Source organism: Pandoraea pneumonica (assembly GCF_049918595.1).
Classification (GTDB): domain Bacteria; phylum Pseudomonadota; class Gammaproteobacteria; order Burkholderiales; family Burkholderiaceae; genus Pandoraea; species Pandoraea pneumonica_A.
Genome location: NZ_JBNCRZ010000001.1, coordinates 1,196,296 through 1,214,435, shown reverse-complemented (window position 1 = coordinate 1,214,435; position 18,140 = coordinate 1,196,296). Strand labels below are relative to the sequence as shown.

Genomic DNA, 18,140 nt, shown 5'->3' with positions numbered 1-18,140 from the left:
CACTTTCATGCATGGAGCTTTCTGCATCGTTCGTCACACCGACATTACGGCCGGCACGACGACAACGCCAATTTACAGCTTTGCCTTGCGCAGCTTGCTGATCGCAGCGAGTTGAGCGATGGCTTCGGCCAGTTCGGCTTGGGCTTTCGCGTACTCGATATTCGAGTCTTTGTTCGCAAGTGCTTCTTCCGCGCGACGCTTGGCTTCGGCAGCTTTCGCCTCGTCCAGGTCTTTGCCGCGGATAGCGGTGTCGGCGAGCACGGTCACCGTGTCCGGTTGCACTTCGAGAATGCCGCCTGCCACGAAGACGAAGTCCTCGTTGCCTGCTTCGTCCTCGATGCGCACGGCACCCGGCTTGATGCGCGTGATCAGCGGCGTGTGGCCGGGCAAAATGCCCAGCTCGCCGGCTTCGCCCGGCAGCGCCACAAAGCGCGCCCGACCCGAGAAGATCTGCTCTTCTGCGCTGACGACGTCTACGTGAATGGTTGCCATAATCGCTCCCGTTGAGTGTGATGAAGCGGCAGGAGCAGAGGCGCGGTCGTTACCGCCCTCGCCCCGCTACCCCGCCGTTCGACAGTCACCTGCCGGTGTGGCGCGTGCCTCGTGAGAGACCTCCGCCAGCGCCCGGCACTCAACCGTTTACTGCATCTTCTTGGCTTTTTCGAACGCTTCGTCGATCGTGCCGACCATGTAGAACGCCTGCTCGGGCAGGTGGTCGCATTCGCCGTCGACGATCATCTTGAAGCCGCGGATCGTTTCCTTGAGCGGAACGTACTTACCCGGCGAACCCGTGAACACTTCTGCCACGTGGAACGGCTGCGACAGGAAACGCTGAATCTTACGAGCGCGTGCCACTGCCAGCTTGTCGTCCGGCGACAGTTCGTCCATGCCCAGAATCGCGATAATGTCGCGCAATTCCTTGTAGCGCTGGAGCGTCGATTGCACGCGACGGGTCACCGTGTAGTGCTCTTCGCCAATCACGTTCGGGTCGATCTGACGCGAGGTCGAGTCGAGCGGATCGACTGCCGGGTAGATACCCAGCGAGGCGATGTCACGCGACAGCACGACGGTAGCGTCCAAGTGACCGAAGGTGGTTGCCGGCGACGGGTCGGTCAAGTCATCGGCAGGCACGTACACGGCTTGCACCGACGTAATCGAGCCCTTCTTGGTCGACGTAATACGCTCTTGCAACTTACCCATTTCTTCAGCCAGCGTCGGCTGATAGCCCACGGCCGACGGCATACGGCCGAGCAGTGCCGACACTTCGGTACCGGCCAGCGTGAAACGGTAGATGTTGTCCACGAAGAACAGCACGTCGAGACCTTCGTCACGGAAGTGCTCTGCCATCGTCAGACCGGTCAGCGCGACGCGCAGACGGTTGCCCGGCGGCTCGTTCATCTGGCCGTACACCAGCGCGACCTTGTCCAGAACGTTCGAGTCCTTCATTTCGTGGTAGAAGTCGTTCCCTTCACGGGTACGCTCGCCCACGCCGGCAAACACCGAATAACCGCCGTGTTCCTTGGCGATGTTATTGATGAGTTCCATCATGTTCACGGTCTTGCCCACACCGGCGCCACCGAACAGACCCACCTTACCGCCCTTGGCGAACGGGCAGATCAAGTCGATAACCTTGATACCGGTTTCGAGCAGTTCCGTCGACGGCGACAGCTCGTCGAATGCCGGAGCCTTCTGGTGAATCGAACGCGTGTGGTCTTGTGCAATCGGACCGGCTTCGTCGATCGGACGGCCAAGCACGTCCATGATGCGGCCCAGCGTCGGCTTACCAACGGGCACCGTGATCGGCAGACCGCTGTTCTTCACCATCATGCCGCGGCGCAGGCCTTCGGCAGAACCCAAACAGATGGTACGAACCACGCCGTCGCCCAGCTGCTGCTGAACTTCGAGCGTCAGTTCCGAACCGTCCATAATGAGCGCGTCGTAGATCTTCGGCATGCTATCGCGCGGGAACTCCACGTCGATCACGGCGCCGATGCACTGTACGATTTTGCCTTCAATCAAAGCAGTACTCATCGCTTTTCCTTTAGATACTCAAATTCATTTCGCCTTGCGGCGCATCGGCCCGTGCCACCGCTTAAACAGCGGCAGCGCCACCCACGATTTCGGACAGTTCCTTCGTGATCGAAGCTTGACGGCCCTTGTTGTAGACCATCTGCAATTCACCGATCACGGTCTTCGCGTTGTCCGATGCGGCCTTCATGGCCACCATACGGGCGGACTGCTCCGACGCCATGTTCTCTGCGACTGCCTGATACACGACTGCTTCGACGTAACGCACCAGCAGGGCATCCACCACCGACTTTGCGTCCGGTTCGTAGATGTAGTCCCACGAGTGCTGAGCCGGCACTGCGCTCGCTTCTTCCGATTCGCCTTCCAGCTTCTCGGGCAGCGGCAGCAGTTGTTCGACCACGGCTTCCTGCTTCATCGTGTTCACGAAGCGGTTGTAAGCCAGGTACACGGCATCGAGCTTGCCTGCGGCATACGCGTCGAGCTGCACCTTCACGGCGCCGATCAACTTGTCGAGATGCGGGGTGTCGCCCAGTTGCACCACGTGCGAGACCACCTTCGCGCCGATACGGTTCATGAAGCCGAAGCCCTTACCGCCGATGGCGGTCGCTTCGATCTTCAGGCCTTGCGCTTCGATGTCCTTCATCTTGGCCACCACGGCACGCAGCACGTTGGTGTTCAAGCCGCCGCACAGGCCCTTGTCCGTCGTCACCACGATGATGCCGGCCGCTTTCGCGTCCGCATGCTTCACCATGAACGGGTGGTGGTATTCCGGATTCGCCTGGCCCATATGCGCGGCGATCTGGCGTACCTTCTCAGCGTACGGCCGGGCATGACGCATGCGTTCCTGCGCCTTGCGCATCTTCGACGCGGCCACCATTTCCATGGCCTTGGTGATCTTGCGCGTGTTTTGCACGCTCTTGATCTTGCCGCGAATTTCCTTCATTCCAGCCATTGCTTACTCCTTGTCTCGGCGCGACGTCCGCTCTTGCCTGAACATCGCGCCTTCCCGGGTCCGTTGAATAGTTACCGATTCAACCGGATTAGTAAGCGCCGGTCTTCTTGAAGTCCTTGATCGCAGCGTGCAGGGCGGCTTCGTCGTCCTTCGAGAGATCTTTGGTCTCTTCGATACGGCCGATGAGCGCGCCGTGGCTGGTCTTCAGAACTTCGCGCAGACCCTTTTCGAACGGCAGAACCTGAGCGATTTCGAGATCGTCCAGATAACCGTTGTTGGCGGCGAACAGCGACACGGCCAGTTCCCACACTTGCAGCGGCTGATACTGCGGCTGCTTGAGCAGTTCCGTCACGCGGCGACCGCGCTCGAGCTGCTTGCGGGTGGCTTCGTCCAGGTCCGAAGCGAACTGCGCGAACGCAGCCAACTCACGGTACTGAGCCAAGTCGGTACGGATACCGCCCGACAGCTTCTTGACGACCTTCGTCTGAGCAGCACCACCCACGCGCGACACCGAAATACCGGCGTTAATTGCCGGACGGATACCTGCGTTGAAGAGGTCGGTTTCCAGGAAGATCTGGCCGTCGGTAATCGAAATCACGTTCGTCGGAACGAATGCGGTCACGTCACCGGCTTGCGTTTCAATGATCGGCAGTGCGGTCAGCGAGCCGCTTTGGCCCTTGATCGCGCCGTTCGTGAACTTCTCGACGTACTCTTCCGAGACGCGAGCGGCACGCTCGAGCAGACGCGAGTGCAGATAGAACACGTCACCCGGGTAAGCTTCACGGCCCGGCGGGCGGCGCAGCAGCAGCGAGATCTGACGGTAGGCCCAAGCTTGCTTGGTCAAGTCGTCATAAATGATCAGCGCGTCTTCGCCGCGGTCGCGGAAGTATTCGCCCATCGTGCAACCGGCGTACGGTGCGATGAACTGCATAGCGGCCGAGTCCGAAGCGGTGGCGGTCACGATGATGGTGTATTCCATCGCGCCCATCTCTTCGAGCTTGCGCACCACGTTCATGATCGACGAAGCCTTCTGGCCGATCGCGACGTAGACGCAGGTCACGCCCTTGCCCTTTTGCGAGATGATCGTGTCGATGGCCACAGCGGTCTTACCCGTCTGACGGTCACCAATGATCAGCTCACGCTGGCCACGGCCGATCGGCACCATGGCGTCGATAGCCTTGGTACCCGTTTGCAGCGGCTGCGACACCGACTTACGCCAAATCACGCCCGGGGCAATCTTTTCGATTGCGTCGGTCATCTTGGCGTTGATCGGGCCCTTGCCATCGATAGGCACGCCCAGCGCGTCAACGACGCGGCCTTTCAGTTCCGGACCAACCGGCACTTCCAGAATGCGGCCCGTGCACTTGACGGTGTCGCCTTCCGAGATGTGCTCGTATTCACCCAGAATCACGGCGCCGACAGAGTCGCGCTCGAGGTTCAGTGCCAGACCGAAGGTGTTGCCCGGGAATTCGAGCATTTCACCTTGCATCACGTCCGACAGGCCATGAATGCGGCAGATACCGTCAGTCACCGAAATCACGGTGCCTTCGTTACGGACTTCGGCGCCGCTCTCGAGACCTTGAATCCGGCTCTTGATCAGTTCGCTGATTTCAGAGGGATTGAGTTGCATATGTGCTCCTGATATTCAATTCTTGCCGTCGCAGGCGATTCGCGCCGGCCGTCAGGCCGTCAGCGACGTCCGCATGGCCGCCAGGCGGGCGCGCACCGAAGTGTCCAGCACCTCGTCGCCAACCACCACACGCACGCCACCGATTAGCGACGGATCTACCGTCACGCTCGGGTTGAGCTTGCGGCCGAACTTGTGCTCGAGGCCCTTGACCAGCGAGGTCAGTTGCTCACCTTCGAGCGGGAAGGCGCTTTCGATCGTGGCATCCGCCGAACCGGCGGCAGCGTTCTTCAACGCTTCGAACTGCTCGGCGACTTCCGGCATAGCAGCCAGACGACCGTTTTCGACCACAGCGGCGACGAAGTTGCGCACTTCGGCGTCGGTCGATTTCACGGCAGCCGTCAGCACGTCGACGACTTGCGCCGGCGTAACCTTGGGATCGTCGGCCAGATTGGCCACTTCGGGAAGCGCTGCCACTTGCGCCAGTTCGCGCACCAGCTCCGACCAGCGATTCAGGTCACCGGCCTTGGCCACGCGGAACAACGCCTCAGCGTACGGACGAGCGATGGTTGCGAGTTCGGCCATGATCAGAGCTCTGCCTTGAGTTGGTTCAGCAGGTCGGCGTGGGCCTTGGCGTCAACTTCACGCTTCAGGATTTGCTCGGCGCCCTTAACGGCCAGACCGGCAACTTCTTCGCGCAGCGATTCACGGACCTTAACGGCCTGGTTCTCGGCTTCGGCTTTGGCGTTGGCGATGATACGAGTAGCTTCGGCTTGAGCCTGCTGCTTGATCTCTTCGGCCACGGCCAGTGCGCGCTTCTCGGCGTCGGCAATACGCTTCGCGCCTTCGTCGCGGGCATCCGCGAGGGCTTGCGTGGAGCGCTTGTTGGCGGCTTCGAGTTCGGCCTTGCCCTTATCGGCAGCAGCCAGACCGTCAGCGATTTTCTTCGCGCGTTCGTCGATAGCCTTGATCAGCGGCGGCCACACGAACTTCATCGTGAACCATGCCAGGATCAGAAACACGACGGTTTGCGCGAACAGAGTTGCGTTGATGTTCACGGTGTTCCCTTTCGGTGTTGCGAGTCGATTGGCAAAACAGCGCGCCCCATTGTGCCTGCTGGCTTGGGCGCGCCGTTCATGTCCAGTGGGTCGCGCGGATCAGTGCGCGACCATCCGAAAGAAACTTAAGCGAGCTTCGACAGCAGCGGGTTCGCGAATGCGAACAGCATGGCAACGCCCACGCCGATCAGGAATGCGGCGTCGATCAGGCCAGCCAGCAGGAACATCTTCGTTTGCAGCGGGTTCATCAGTTCCGGCTGACGTGCGCATGCTTCGATGTACTTACCGCCCATCAACGCGATACCCAGACAGGCGCCGATGGCACCCAGACCGATGATGATACCGATACCGATGGCGGTCAGACCCTGGATGTTAGCGATGAAAGCTTGCATGATTACTCCTATTGGTTAGAGACTTGAAACTTTAAATTTGAAAAACCGAAAAACTGGGAAACACGTAACAACCGCAACAACCGATCAGTGATGGTCGTGCGCCTGGCCGATATACACCAGCGTGAGCATCATCATGATGAACGCTTGGAGCAACACGATCAGGATGTGGAAAATCGCCCATGCGGTGCCGGCGATGACATGACCGACAAAACCCAGCACCGACGCATCTGCGCCAAAACTCCAGATACCACCCAACAGCGCGATCAGCAGGAACACCAGTTCACCGGCGTACATATTGCCGAACAGTCGCATACCGAGCGACACGGTCTTGGCACAGAATTCGATGAGGTTGAGCAGCAGGTTCGGGATCCACAGCAAGAAGTGGTTGCCGAACGGTGCCGTGAACAGCTCATGCATGAAGCCGCCCGCGCCCTTGATCTTGAAGCTGTAGTACAGCATCAGGATGAGCACGCCAACGGCGATACCGAGCGTGCCGTTCAAATCGGCCGTCGGGACAATACGATGGTGGGTAATGATCGAACCCAGGCCGACCCAGCCGATCACCTTCGACGGCAGGTCGACGGGCAGCAAGTCCAGCGAGTTCATGAGCGCGACCCAGACAAACACGGTCAGCGCGAGCGGGGCGATGAAGGCACGGTTGCCATGCACGATGCTCTTCGACTGGTCTTCAACCATTTCGACGAGCATTTCGACAGCAGCTTGGAAACGGCCCGGCACACCCGAGGTGGCCTTGCGGGCAGCCATCCACAGCAGGAAGCAGCCCAGCGCGCCCATCGCGATCGACCAGAACATGGTGTCCCAGTTGATGATCGAGAAATCGACGATATTCGTCTGCGTCGAGCTCGCGAGGTTTTGCAGGTGGTGCGAAATGTACTCCGACGGGTTCGGAGCGTGGCTACCGGCTTCTACTGACATAGCGATCAAACACCCAATTATGAAAATCCGCACACGGCAGCGCGCGACGCGTGAGCGGAATTGACCGCTACTTGAATGCCATCGCCAGCCAATAGGCCTTGAGCGTCAGCACGAAGGTGACCAGCAACGCTACCCAGTGAACTCCCGGGTAACCGAACGCTATGGCCACCAACAACGCAATCGTCGTTGCTACCTTGACCGCCTCTCCCATCACCAACGAACCGACAGAGAGACGATCACCTGAAATTCTTAGCCGCAGCGCAAACAAGGCGCCCGGCAACCAACCCATCATTCCGCCCAGCCAAGCGGACACCGCGGCCTCTTGGGGCGATGTCGAGAGTACCCACCAAGCCAGTGTCGCCGCTAGCGACAACAGTACCTGGGCACCCACCACTCTGAATGGAGTCACACGGGATGCGCGCCCCACATCGGGACCGAACAGGCGCTCGGCCTGCGCACGCGTGAGCGGAACGATTGTTTCTTGCTCCTGCTCGTCGTCCCAAACATCATCTGTTGCATGCGCCGGCGCTTGCGGTTTCGGTTCCAAGTTCGACCGTATTTCATCGGCCATCTCGTACCTCCCCGCCCGACTCGTGCAAAACGAATGGGCTCTTCAAGCAGTTAAACCCGCGAGATTTTACGGGAGATTACGAACGCCAGTCAATTGAAACACGCAACAAATTCGCCGAAACTGTGCAGTGCATGCTTCGATTTGGCGCCAACTCTCACGGAGTGCGTTTTCCCTCATGGTGCACCGCGGCATTCACCCGGAAGGCCGCGCAATCACGACATCTACGTGTCGTACGGGGGGCGTTCAGACCCATTTCAGTGCAGCGAACCCCAACCCCAGTGCCACCAGGTAAAACGGCACCGAAACCCAATGAAAGTGCCACCAAATCTTGCGCGATTTCGCCATGCGCAATGCAATCAGGTTGGCCAACGAACCGATTGCCAGCCCGAAGCCCCCTACCGCCACGCCATGGGCGAGCGCCGGCCAGTTCTGACTGTATTCCGCGAGCAGAATCGCTGCGGGCACATTACTGATGAATTGTGACAACACCGCCGCGCCGAGATAGGCGCCAAGCGTGCTCGAGAAGTCGATGTGTCCCAGTGCCGTGCGCACCTCGGGCATCTCCGCCACACCGCGCAACACCACGAACATCAGCACGAAAATGGCGAGCAGCAGCCAGTCGATGCCGAGCACCGCGTTGCGGCGTGCGATCAGCAGCACCGCCACAACCCCGGCGCATGCCCACGCGGCAAGCCCGTGATCGGCCAGCGCGACGAACCCGACGAACAACGCGAGCGCTGTCCACAGCAACGGCCAGCGCACATCGTGCGACGGCCCGCGTCGTTGAAAATGCAATGCACGCGAATCGAACGCGAAGGCGCACACGACCAGCAGCAGGGCCATGAGCGCCACGGTGATCGGCGTCATCATCGCGACATAGCCACCGAAGCCCAGCCCGCTGTGCTGCCAGAGAAAGAGGTTCTGGGGGTTGCCGAGGGGGGTGAGGCTCGACCCGGCGTTCACTGCCAGCGCGAGAAAGATAATCAGACGTTCGATACGCACCGGCGCGATACGTGCGAGCGATTGCGCAAGCGGCACGACAGCAAACAGCGCGACATCGTTCGTGAGCAGCGTCGAGAGCGCCGCGGCGAAGGCGACCATCAACAACGCGAGACGGCGCTCGGTGCGAAACCATCGCAACAATCGTTGCGCAAGCCAGTCGAGAAAGCCGCTCTGATCGATGGCCCGCGTGAGCATGAGCAGGCCGGCGAGCGTGAGGATGGTGTGTTGATCGATGCGTGCGAACAATGCGCCGGCACTCGCCGGACGAAAAATCTCCAGCGCGACAAATGCGATCAACAGAATGACGAGCACGCGATCGCTGCGGACTCGTTCGAACAATGCGGCCAATGAGCGCATCACACGCGTTTGTCTCGGCGGATGCTGCGCCTCATTGGTCATGACTGATTCATTAGGATACCGATATTATTCGGCGCGAATGCGCGCGAGAATGCCGTCGAGCGCGTCGAGGCTGCCGAATTCGATCGTGAGTGCACCTGCGCCCTTACGGCCGACTTTGATCTTCACGTTCGACGCGAGCAGATCCGATAGTTCTTCTTCGAGACGCGTCACATCGCGCCCGCCCTCTTCTGCCGAACGACGACGAATGCCATCGCCTTGCGGCTTGAGCGAAGCATTCACGATGCGCTCGGTATCGCGCACCGACAGGCGCTTGTTCACCACCTGATTGGCGAGCGTGATTTGCGTGGCGGCATCCACGGAGAGCAGCGCACGTGCATGCCCCATATCGAGATCGCCTGCGAGCAGCATCGTCTGCACCGGTTGCGCGAGATTGAGCAAGCGCAACAAATTCGACACCGCACTGCGCGAACGACCGAGCGATTCGGCCGCTTGCTCATGGGTGTAATTGAATTCACCGAGCAAGCGCTGAATGCCCTGCGCTTCTTCCAGCGGATTCAAATCTTCGCGCTGAATGTTCTCGATGAGCGCCATCGCGGCGGCGGCTTCGTCGGGCACATCGCGCACGAGCACGGGCACTTCCGACAAGCCCGCAATGCGCGCGGCACGGAAACGACGTTCGCCAGCAATAATTTCGTACTTCTCACCATCGACGCGGCGCACGAGAATCGGCTGCATCAGCCCTTGCGCGCGAATGCTTGCGGCGAGCTCCTGCAATGCGCCCTCGTCCATGCGCGTGCGCGGCTGATACTTGCCCGCCTGAAGGCGGTCGAGCGTCATCACCGACGGTGCGCCTTCGACAGCCGCAGCGGCTTCGTCTGCGCCGTTATGGTTATCGGCGTGCGCGCCTAGCAGCGCTTCGAGGCCGCGGCCCAGGCCCTTCTTTTTCAGTGCGTTGGTCTTGGTCGCCATGACAATGCGTTCCTGCGCAAATGCGCCTTACATAGTTTGGATGCGCGCGATCATTTCTGCGCCGAATTGCAGGTACGCCTGCGCGCCTCGCGATGCCGGGTCGAAGACGACGCCAGGCATGCCATAACTGGGCGCTTCGGCGAGCCGCACGTTGCGCGGAATGATCGCGTTGAAAACTTTGTCGCCGAAGTGCTGCTTGAGCTGCTCCGACACTTGTTGTTGCAGCGTGATACGCGGATCGAACATCACGCGCAGCAAGCCGATGACCTTCAGGTCGCGATTCAGATTCGCGTGCACCTGCTTGATCGTATTGACGAGATCCGAGAGCCCTTCGAGCGCGAAATACTCGCACTGCATCGGAATGATCACGCCATGCGCGGCACACAGGCCGTTGAGCGTGAGCAGCGAGAGCGTGGGCGGACAATCGATCAGAACGAAGTCGTAAGCGTCGTCCACTTTCTCAAGCGCCTGCTTGAGTCGGGTGTCGCGATTCTCGAGCGAAACGAGTTCCACGTCGGCGCCTGCGAGTTCGCGGTTGGCGGGCAACACGTCGTAGTTGCCTGTCTCCGAGCGCTGACGGCTCACCGTCACGTCGGTGCCATCGACCAGCACTTCATAGACGCTCGTCTCGAGCGCGGCCTTGTCGATGCCGCTGCCCATGGTCGCGTTGCCCTGCGGATCCAGGTCGACCAACAGGACACGCTGTCCGTGCGACGCCAGACCGGCGGCGAGGTTCACCGTGGTGGTCGTCTTGCCGACGCCGCCCTTCTGATTGGCCACGCAGAAAATTTTCGCCATGCCGATGTAGTCCTCCGAATGCTGCCTTGTTCAAGCGCGATTAATGCTGATGCATCGGGTGGTGGCTCGCAGTACCGCGACGTCAGTCCGACGCCACGCACGATGGCTTCGCCCTGCTGCCAAACCCGATGTATTCAATGAATTCGATTACCTGAGCAATGCTCAGTTATTGCCGATGCTGGCTTTCTGCGGCGTCAACACGAGCTTGTCAGTGTCGTAGCCTTGCTTGCGCAACTGCGCGCGCATTTGATTCAACGTGTTCTCGTCGATGGTCGGGGTGCGCGAAAGGATCCACAGGTACTCGCGGCCCGGCTCTCCGACGGCGGCATATTGATAGTCGCCGTCGAGCACGATAACCCAGTAGTTCGCCCAAAGCCAGGGAATCCAGCGCAACCAGTCCGGCGCAAAGGTCACCTTGAAACGCGCGGTGCCTGTGCCCTGCCCATCCGTGCGTGCGAGGCCGGCGTCACTCACCCAAGTGCCATCGTCCTTGCGGCATTTGTTCGTCACTTCGATCTTGCCGTCCGGGCGCGCCACGTACTCGGCGCTCACGTCCGACACACATTTTCGCTCGAAGAAATTCGGGTAGCGTGCTATTTCGTACCAGGTGCCGACATATCGTGACTTGTCGATGGCGCCGACCGGGCGAACGCGCGTGGTCAGCGACTCCTGCCCGGTTTGCGCCCAAGCCACCGCCGCAAGTAACGAAAAACCGACGAGTGCACCACCGATCCAGCGGGTAATACGGGTCATGCCGCCACCTTTACGCGAAGCAAATGACGCTCTGCGTCGAGGAATGGCACTTGTAGCGGCAAGCGTTCGACCAGGGCATACCCCGGCGGCAACGCCAGTTCGCTCTCGGCAGCGACGCCTTTCATGGCCCAGAAGCTGCCATCGTCGGCGAGCAACTTGTGCCCCAGCGTGACGAAATCCATCAACTCGGCAAAGGCACGTGAAACAATCGCGTCGAACGGCGCCGGGACTTCTTTACCCACCACGAGCGACTCCACGCGACCGGTGACAACCGTCAGATTGGTCAGCTTGAACGTCGCACGCGCTTGCGTGAGGAAAGCGGTCTTTTTATGGACGATGTCATTGACCGTCACCTGCCAGTCCGGACGCACGATGGCCAGCACCACGCCCGGCAACCCACCCCCTGAGCCCACATCAAGGACACGTGAAATTGGCTCACGGTCCAGGCGCGGCAAAATCGACAGGGAATCGAGCAGGTGTTTGACGACCATTTGACGCGGATCGCGAATCGAGGTCATCTGTAGCGCGGCATTCCACTTGGCCAGCAACGCCTGGAAGTCGAGCAGCCGAGCTTGCTGTTCGGCACCGATCGAAAGCCCAAGCTGCGCGATGCCGTCGGCCAATAGCGTCGCCAGTTCGTTGCCGCCTTGTGTGGCGGGAGTACGCGAAGCTGTCATGTCGTCTCCGGTCAGGCGGCGTGCTGGTCGCCGTCATCGGCAGCCGCACTCGTTTCGCCCGACGCACGACGGCGTCCCAGCCCCTTCTTCAGATGGATCATCAGCAACGAGATCGCTGCCGGTGTCACGCCAGAGATCCGCGATGCCTGCCCCAGCGTCTCGGGACGCTGGGCATTGAGCTTCTGACGCACTTCGATCGACAGACCGCGCACGTCGTTGTAATCGATGCTCGCCGGCAGCACGGTGTTCTCGTTAGCTTCCTTGCGGACGATTTCGTCAGCCTGACGATCGATATAGCCCTGATACTTCATCGCGATCTCGATCTGCTCGCGAATCTGCCCGGCTTGCAGCGCATCGTCGGACAGCGCGACTTCAGGTGCCAACCGGCCGCCCTGCACTGCCATCAACGCGTCGTAGCTGACTTCTGGACGGCGCAGCAGGTCAGCCAGCGAGTATTCGTGATCGATGGCTTTGCCGAGCAACGGCACGGCATCTTCTGCCGGGAACGTCTTGGGATTCACCCACGTCGTCTTGAGGCGTTCTGTTTCACGTGAAACAGCGTCGCGTTTGCGGCAGAAAGCTTCCCAGCGAATATCGTCGACCACACCGAGTTCGCGACCAATTTCGGTCAGGCGCATGTCGGCGTTGTCTTCGCGCAGCGACAAGCGGTACTCGGCCCGGCTGGTGAACATGCGATACGGCTCGGACACGCCACGCGTGATCAGGTCATCGACGAGCACGCCGAGGTACGCCTGATCGCGTCGCGGGCACCATGCCTCGCGGCCTTGCACTTGCAGCGCCGCGTTCATCCCCGCGAGCAACCCTTGTGCCGCCGCTTCTTCGTACCCCGTCGTGCCATTGATCTGACCCGCAAAGAACAGGCCCGAAATGACACGCGTCTCAAGCGAGCTGCGCAGACCGCGCGGGTCGAAGTAGTCGTACTCGATGGCATAGCCCGGACGCAGGATGTACGCGTTCTCCATGCCCTTCATCGAGCGGACCAGTTCGAGCTGCACATCGAACGGCAGGCTCGTGGAAATGCCATTCGGATAGAACTCGTTGGTGGTCAGCCCTTCTGGCTCCAGGTAGATCTGGTGCGACGACTTGTCGGCGAAGCGGTGGATCTTGTCTTCGATCGACGGGCAGTAGCGCGGCCCTACCCCTTCGATCACGCCCGTGTACATCGGCGAGCGGTCGAGGCCGCTACGAATGATGTCGTGCGTGCGCTCGTTGGTATGCGTCACCCAGCACGGCACTTGGCGCGGATGCTGGTCGGCACTGCCCAGGAACGAGAAAACCGGCACCGGATCGAGGTCACCCGGCTGCTCTTCGAGCACGGAGAAGTCGATCGAACGGCCGTCGATACGCGGCGGCGTACCCGTTTTCAAGCGACCTTGCGGGAGTTTCAACTCTTTCAGGCGGGCCGACAGACTGACGGCAGCCGGGTCACCGGCACGACCGCCGACGTAGTTGTTCAGTCCGACGTGGATCTTGCCGTCGAGGAAAGTCCCTGCGGTCAGCACCACGGCGCGGGCGCGGAAGCGCAGTCCCACCTGGGTGATGGCGCCAACAACGCGCTCGCCTTCGACCATCAGGTCTTCCACAGCTTGCTGGAACAGCCAGAGATTCGGTTGATTCTCAAGCCGATGACGGATCGCCTGCTTGTAGAGAATGCGGTCCGCTTGAGCGCGCGTGGCACGTACAGCCGGGCCTTTGGACGAATTCAGGATGCGGAACTGAATGCCGCTCTCGTCGGTAGCCGCGGCCATGGCACCGCCAAGCGCATCGACTTCTTTGACGAGATGGCCTTTGCCGATGCCCCCAATCGAGGGGTTACAGCTCATCTGACCGAGCGTCTCGATATTGTGGGTGAGCAAAAGGGTCTTACAGCCCATGCGGGCCGAGGCGAGCGCAGCCTCAGTGCCGGCATGGCCGCCACCCACCACGATCACATCGAACTCGGTTGGATAAAGCATCGCAATATTGCCGCGCGCGGCAAACTCTCTGGATTCGGTAATTGCGGAATTATAGCGGTATTGCGATGCATCATTTGTAACCGACCTATGTTTCACGTGGAACGTGAGTGGAAAACGACGGATTGCGAGATGGTTTCACGTGGAACATCAGAGGGAATCGGTATGACCGATGTTGGCGTGGAGGGGAAAAAAGCATGTCGTCAATCGTTGTGACCGCAACCGGATAGCCATTGCCACGCCCCACCCTATCGCTCGCCTGGCGTGGAACAAGTTAGTCGGATGATGTTTCCCGTGGAACCTACATCGAATCAAATCGATGCCCAGATCATTGAACCCGCGCCAATCGCCCACTCAACTCGATAACTGGCCTACGCCTTGTTCCACGTGAAACATCGCAGCACGCTAAGAACATCCAACCGAAGAAAGCTGATGTGAAACCAACCGTCGGTTTCACGTGAAACATCGCAACCCGTCGAGGCTCGGTAGAAATCGAACCCATTCTCCTGCATCGGTCCCTCCGATCGAAGCGAATAGGCAATTCGCACCGTCTAACTATCCGAACGGCTCTCACGTCATCCTCTCGCAACCCGCCCGTTCCACGTGAAACAAAAGCGCTTGCTTTCACCGAGATCGCGCCCGAACACGCCCATGCAACCTGTACGGAGAATTCTCAAAATTGGCTGCCGCACTCGCACTATCTGCCCGCCGTGCAGCGCCCGAACAAAAACAGCGAATCGGCACTGGATGGCAGACATACAGCAAGCACTGGATACAAACCCAGCTTTCGCTTCCAGGAAAAAATTATCCTGTCCCTCATCCACAACGACACGGTAGATCAACCACAACCGGAGCCGCCTCCGGAAGTTCCTGCACTGGATGCAACCACAGGTCTCGCTCCCGACGCGAATCACACGACTGAGACAACACGTCCGTCACCACTGGATACAAACACAGCGCTCGGCGTTCCACGTGAAACCCAGACCCCATACAAGTCGCGCACATATCCGCCCCGAAATACGTCCGACACCCCCTGCTACCGAACATCGAAAATCAACCGCATCTTTTCAAAAGCAGCATTACCAACTCGACGCATTCCAACGAACCAATGTCCCGCCGAAGTCCGCTTATCCACACATCGCCATCCCCCCGCAAACCTCGAATAGGAAATTGCTTTTCTGTGGATAACCTCGTTACGCGAATTCACTCGAAAATCGTAAAAATCTCGGAACCCCTTATTGCGGCGGTGCGCCATAGATTTGCGCGAGGCATAACTATCCACAAGCAACTGTGAATAAGTGACTTCGCACTGAAGTGGATAAGTGGGTTGTTGGCTCGCATAGAAAATAGGGCCGGATCATTTGTGTGACCATCGTTCGAGGTGTGCCCAACCCCTCATTTCGAGGACTTCGACGCGCCATAAAAAAACCCGCCGGGAGGCGGGTTTCTTCTTCAACATCGGCGGCAGCGCCGCGCCGGATACGAATATCAGGCAGCCTTCTTTGCCAGCCCGAGATACGTCTCGATCACCTTCGGGTTGGTTGCCAGCTCTTGTGCCGGGCCTTCAAGCGCCAGCTCGCCGGTCTCAATCACGTAGGCGTAGTCAGCCACTTGCAAGGCCGCACGGGCGTTCTGCTCGATCAGCAGCGTCGCCACACCCGTCTTACGCAAGTCGTTGATGATGTGGAAGATTTCCTTCACGATCAGCGGCGCCAGGCCCAGACTCGGCTCGTCGAGCATCAGCAACTGCGGCTTCGCCATCAGGGCACGGCCCACGGCCAGCATCTGACGCTCGCCGCCTGAGAGCGTGCCAGCCTGCTGCGTACGGCGCTCCTTCAGGCGCGGAAACAGCGCGTAGACCACTTCCATCTGATCGAGGAAGTTCTTCTCACCGGCGCGCTTACGGCGGTAAGCGCCGAGCAGCAGGTTGTCTTCGACCGACATCGTCGAGAACAACTCACGCTTCTCCGGCACCAGACACATGCCGCGCGACACCCGCGCCTCGATCGTCAGCGCCGACATCTCGTGACCGAGATACGCCACACTGCCGCGGCTCGAACCGTTCTGCGGCAGCGCGCCCATGATCGCGTTGAGCATGCTCGACTTGCCTGCCCCGTTCGGACCGATCACCGTGACGATCTGCCCCGCTTCCACGCGCAGATGCGCACCATGCAGCGCCTCGACCTTGCCGTAGGCTACCGCCAGGTCCTTGACCTCCAGAATCGCCTCTGCCATCACTCCACTCCTCCGAGGTAAGCCTCGAGCACCGCCGGGTTCTTCTGCACGTCTTCGGGCAGCCCTTCGGCGATTTTGGTGCCGAACTCCATCACCACCAGGTGATCGGTCAGGTTCATCACGAAATCCATGTCGTGCTCGACCAGCAGCACGCTCATGCCTTCATCCTTGAGCTTGCGCAGCAAATCGCCCAGCGCCTGCTTCTCTTTGTAGCGCAACCCAGCGGCCGGTTCGTCGAGCAGCAACAGCGTCGGGTCGCACGCCAACGCGCGAGCGATTTCCAGAATCCGCTGCTGGCCCAACGCCAAGCTGCCTGCTTCGTCGTACATGTGGGCGCCGAGGCCTACACGCTCGATCTGCTTTGCGGCTTCGTGCAACAGCATGGCTTCTTCGTGACGATCCAGACGCAGCACGCTCGCCCACACACCGCCCTGCGGACGGCGGCGCAGGCCGTTCTTGTCACGCAGATACGCGCCGATCGCGACGTTCTCCAGCACGCTCATATGCGGCATCAAGCGCACGTGCTGGAAGGTGCGGCCGATACCGCGCTTGACGATTTCACGTGAAGGCAGGCGGTCGATACGCTCGCCGAGGAACGAAATCTCGCCGCGCGTCGCTTGCAACACGCCCGTCACCAAGTTGAACGTGGTCGACTTACCGGCGCCGTTCGGGCCGATCAGACCGACGATTTCACCGGCCTTCACTTCGAACGACACGTCGTTCACCGCCACCAGCCCGCCGAACTCCTTGCGCGCCTTCTCCAGCTTGAGCACCACTTCACCGACAGCCGGCTTGGGGCGATGCCCCAACGCGTCGGCCTGCTCGGGTGCCTTGGCAACACGGCGCGCCGGGAAGATCTTCGCGAAGAACGGCCACACGCCATCGCGTGCGTATTGCAGCAGCAGCACCAACAGCACGCCGAACACGATGGTTTCGAAGTTGCCGTTCGCGCCGAGCAGCACCGGCAGAATGTTCTGCAAGTAGTCCTTGAGCACCGTCAGAATCGCGGCACCCAGCACTGCGCCCCAAACGTGCGAAACACCCCCCACCACCGCCATGAACAGGTATTCGATACCGTGGTTCAGGTTGAACGGCGTCGGATTCACGGCACGTTGCAAGTGTGCGTACAGCCAGCCCGAAATGGCGGCCAGCACAGCGGCGTAGACGAACACCACCACCTTCATCCATGCCGTGTTCACACCCATGGCTTCGGCCATCACGCCGCCGCCCTTGAGCGCGCGAATCGCACGGCCCTGACGCGAATCGAGCAGGTTCTTGATCGACACCACCGACAGCACCACGACGATCCAGATCAGATAGAACATCTGACGCCCGCTCGCCAACTCCAGGCCAAACAGGTTGATGGTCGGAATGTCGTTCAGGCCGTCGTACTTGCCAAGGAACTCAAGGTTGCCGAACAGGTAGTACAGCGCGAGCCCCCAGGCAATCGTGCCAAGCGGCAAAAAGTGCCCCGACAGACGCATGGTGATCGCGCCGATCACGAGCGCCGCGGCGGCCGTAATGACGATACCGACCAGCAGACCGAGCCACGGCGATGCACCGTAGGCGGTCGTCAGATAGGCCGTCGCATAGGCGCCCAGACCGACGAACGCAGCCTGACCGAACGACGTCATACCGGCCACGCCCGTGAGCAGAACCAGACCGATGGCCACAATGCTGTAAAGGCCGATGTAGTTCAGCAGCGTCACCCAGTACTCGGGCAGACGTACCGGCGCGGGCAGGACTGGCAACACGGCCAGCAATGCCAGAAAAATCAGGAAGTATTTGTTTTTCATTCTTTGGTCCGCC

The 18,140-nt window shown here is 60.2% G+C and carries 17 protein-coding genes; all 17 read right to left on the bottom strand.

The window, feature by feature from the left end:
* Nucleotides 1-72: 72 nt before the first annotated feature.
* The 17 genes from ACPWR9_RS05545 to ACPWR9_RS05465 all read right to left on the bottom strand — a co-directional run bounded on the left by ACPWR9_RS05545 (nucleotide 73) and on the right by ACPWR9_RS05465 (nucleotide 18,127).
* A complete protein-coding gene (locus ACPWR9_RS05545; RefSeq protein ID WP_150679398.1) occupies nucleotides 73-492 on the bottom strand; it encodes a F0F1 ATP synthase subunit epsilon in 420 nt (139 codons plus the stop codon).
* Between the two features lie 147 nt (nucleotides 493-639).
* Nucleotides 640-2,031: a F0F1 ATP synthase subunit beta gene (gene atpD, locus ACPWR9_RS05540; protein ID WP_150679399.1), complete on the bottom strand. Its 1,392-nt coding sequence runs from the start codon at nucleotides 2,029-2,031 to the stop codon at nucleotides 640-642.
* A gap of 61 nt (nucleotides 2,032-2,092) precedes the next feature.
* Nucleotides 2,093-2,980: a F0F1 ATP synthase subunit gamma gene (gene atpG / locus ACPWR9_RS05535; RefSeq protein WP_426296126.1), complete on the bottom strand. Its 888-nt coding sequence runs from the start codon at nucleotides 2,978-2,980 to the stop codon at nucleotides 2,093-2,095.
* Between the two features lie 88 nt (nucleotides 2,981-3,068).
* Entirely contained in the window at nucleotides 3,069-4,610 is a 1,542-nt protein-coding gene (gene atpA / locus ACPWR9_RS05530) for a F0F1 ATP synthase subunit alpha (protein WP_150679401.1), read from the bottom strand.
* Nucleotides 4,611-4,661: 51 nt separating this feature from the next.
* Nucleotides 4,662-5,192, bottom strand: coding sequence for a F0F1 ATP synthase subunit delta (locus ACPWR9_RS05525; protein WP_150679402.1), 531 nt, complete (start codon nucleotides 5,190-5,192; stop codon nucleotides 4,662-4,664).
* Between the two features lie 2 nt (nucleotides 5,193-5,194).
* On the bottom strand, nucleotides 5,195-5,665 hold the full coding sequence (locus ACPWR9_RS05520) for a F0F1 ATP synthase subunit B (protein ID WP_426296127.1): 471 nt from the start codon (nucleotides 5,663-5,665) through the stop codon (nucleotides 5,195-5,197).
* Nucleotides 5,666-5,790: 125 nt separating this feature from the next.
* Nucleotides 5,791-6,057, bottom strand: coding sequence for a F0F1 ATP synthase subunit C (atpE, locus tag ACPWR9_RS05515; protein WP_010807762.1), 267 nt, complete (start codon nucleotides 6,055-6,057; stop codon nucleotides 5,791-5,793).
* Between the two features lie 84 nt (nucleotides 6,058-6,141).
* On the bottom strand, nucleotides 6,142-6,993 hold the full coding sequence (atpB, locus tag ACPWR9_RS05510) for a F0F1 ATP synthase subunit A (protein ID WP_150679404.1): 852 nt from the start codon (nucleotides 6,991-6,993) through the stop codon (nucleotides 6,142-6,144).
* 67 nt (nucleotides 6,994-7,060) lie between these two features.
* On the bottom strand, nucleotides 7,061-7,564 hold the full coding sequence (locus ACPWR9_RS05505; protein WP_150679405.1) for an ATP synthase subunit I: 504 nt from the start codon (nucleotides 7,562-7,564) through the stop codon (nucleotides 7,061-7,063).
* A gap of 243 nt (nucleotides 7,565-7,807) precedes the next feature.
* Complete coding sequence (locus ACPWR9_RS05500; RefSeq protein WP_426296128.1) at nucleotides 7,808-8,965, bottom strand: SLC13 family permease; 1,158 nt, start codon at nucleotides 8,963-8,965, stop codon at nucleotides 7,808-7,810.
* Between the two features lie 24 nt (nucleotides 8,966-8,989).
* Nucleotides 8,990-9,895 carry a ParB/RepB/Spo0J family partition protein gene (locus ACPWR9_RS05495; protein WP_426296129.1) on the bottom strand — a complete coding sequence of 302 codons (906 nt, stop codon included), beginning with the start codon at nucleotides 9,893-9,895 and terminating at the stop codon, nucleotides 8,990-8,992.
* Nucleotides 9,896-9,922: 27 nt separating this feature from the next.
* Nucleotides 9,923-10,693 (bottom strand): ParA family protein, encoded by a 771-nt coding sequence (locus ACPWR9_RS05490; RefSeq protein WP_150679408.1) that lies wholly within the window; start codon nucleotides 10,691-10,693, stop codon nucleotides 9,923-9,925.
* Between the two features lie 162 nt (nucleotides 10,694-10,855).
* The gene (locus ACPWR9_RS05485) at nucleotides 10,856-11,446 is read right to left on the bottom strand and encodes a lipocalin family protein (protein ID WP_426296130.1); all 591 of its coding nucleotides are present in this window, start codon (nucleotides 11,444-11,446) and stop codon (nucleotides 10,856-10,858) included.
* Nucleotides 11,443-12,123 (bottom strand): 16S rRNA (guanine(527)-N(7))-methyltransferase RsmG, encoded by a 681-nt coding sequence (gene rsmG, locus ACPWR9_RS05480; RefSeq protein WP_426296131.1) that lies wholly within the window; start codon nucleotides 12,121-12,123, stop codon nucleotides 11,443-11,445. Before rsmG ends, ACPWR9_RS05485 begins: the two co-directional genes overlap by 4 nt.
* An 11-nt stretch (nucleotides 12,124-12,134) precedes the next feature.
* A complete protein-coding gene (gene mnmG / locus ACPWR9_RS05475) occupies nucleotides 12,135-14,099 on the bottom strand; it encodes a tRNA uridine-5-carboxymethylaminomethyl(34) synthesis enzyme MnmG (RefSeq protein ID WP_150679411.1) in 1,965 nt (654 codons plus the stop codon).
* A 1,485-nt stretch (nucleotides 14,100-15,584) separates the two neighbouring features.
* A complete protein-coding gene (locus ACPWR9_RS05470; RefSeq protein WP_426296132.1) occupies nucleotides 15,585-16,331 on the bottom strand; it encodes an ABC transporter ATP-binding protein in 747 nt (248 codons plus the stop codon).
* A complete protein-coding gene (locus tag ACPWR9_RS05465; RefSeq protein ID WP_426296133.1) occupies nucleotides 16,331-18,127 on the bottom strand; it encodes an ABC transporter permease subunit in 1,797 nt (598 codons plus the stop codon). Before ACPWR9_RS05465 ends, ACPWR9_RS05470 begins: the two co-directional genes overlap by 1 nt.
* Nucleotides 18,128-18,140: the final 13 nt, after the last annotated feature.